General features: G+C 72.9%; 1 protein-coding gene. It reads left to right on the top strand.

What is annotated here, in order from left to right; genetic code table 11:
- The first annotated feature begins 96 nt into the window (after window positions 1-96).
- On the top strand, window positions 97-1272 hold the full coding sequence (locus tag ACFC02_RS42670) for a helicase associated domain-containing protein (protein ID WP_376368444.1): 1176 nt from the start codon (window positions 97-99) through the stop codon (window positions 1270-1272).
- Window positions 1273-1338 lie beyond the last annotated feature (66 nt).

Here is a 1338-nt window from a genome sequence, read left to right as displayed (position 1 = left end):
CAGGTCGACACGTCACAACAACGAAAATCCTGCAACGATCACTAGACCAACAGCTCAGCGCATCGATCATGCAGTGATCCTTAGAGGTTGTCTCACATGGACACCGTGGAAGCCTTGGCCGACCCGAGGCCGCGCAGCGGCCCGAAGGGACGCGAACTCGCAGAGGCCGAGGGCGAGTTCGTCGACGGGGACCAGGAGGGCGACGAGGACCAGGACCAGGACGGTGAGGGCGCGGCGCGGGTGAGTGCGGCGGCGGCCGGTGTCCTGCGGTTCAGCACCGAGCGCGACCCCGCGACGGTGGCCGCGTTCGTGCGGCTGCGGGTCATCGACCCCGAGCGCTCGTACTGGCGGCGCGGCATCGCTGCGGCGCACCGGTGGCTGCGGGAGACCGGTTCGGAGGTGCTGTCGGTGCCGGTGGCGTACCGGACCCCGGAGGACTGGAGTGGGCCCGGGCCCTCCTACCCGTTGGGGGCGTGGTTGGCAGATCAGCGCCGGTACTACGCGGCCGGGACACTGGAGGCTGAGCGGGTGGCCGAGCTGGAGAAGCTCGGCATGGTGTGGTCGGTCTACACCGAGTGGGACGGGATGCTCGCGGTCGCCCGCTCGTACGCCGCAGCGCACGGGCACTTCGTCCCGCCCGCGACCGCCGTGTGGGAGGGGCAACCCATCGGTGTGTGGGCGAAGAACCAGAGGCAGGCGGCCCGAAAGGCGGCTGTGAATGCCGCGCGGCGCGCGGCGGGGGAAACGGGCGTGCCCAGCACGGGGGAACTGCCAGAAAGCCGCAGGGAGGCCCTGGAAGCCATCGACGCGGGATGGTGCCCGGTGTGGGATGCGGGATGGCAGCGGGCCTACCGGCTGTGCCAGGCCCACGTCCGCGCCGGCGGCCCGCTCCCCGACGCTCCGGGGCAGGTCATCGTCCAGGGCGAAGACCTCGGAGCATGGGCGGCAGGGCAGCGCGCCGGGTGGGAGCGGCTCATGCCCGCACAGCAGTACCTCCTGGAGTCCCTGGGCCTGGAGCCCGCTCCCGCCGGGGTCGAGGCGGCGGCGCGGCCGGCGGGGCGGCGGGAGGCAGCGCGGGCTGTGAACCTCGCGGCGGCGCGGCAGTTCTTCGAGCGGGAGGGACATCTGCGGGTGCCGAGGAAGGCGGTGGAGGTACTGCCGGACGGGACCGAGATCAAGCTGGGTGCCGTCGTCGACAACACCCGCCGCCGCGCCGACAAGCTGTCCGATGAGCAGCGCGCCCAGTGGACCGCCCTCGGCATGCGCTGGTAGCGATCGGGCGCAGGGCAGATGGAGGGGGGGGGGGCCCCCCCGGGGGGGGGAGGGGCCCCCGCCACC

Origin of the sequence: Streptomyces sp. NPDC056160 (assembly GCF_042268205.1) — a bacterium.
In the GTDB taxonomy this organism is placed as follows: Bacteria; Actinomycetota; Actinomycetes; order Streptomycetales; family Streptomycetaceae; genus Streptomyces.
This window is presented reverse-complemented; position numbering and strand designations above follow the sequence as displayed.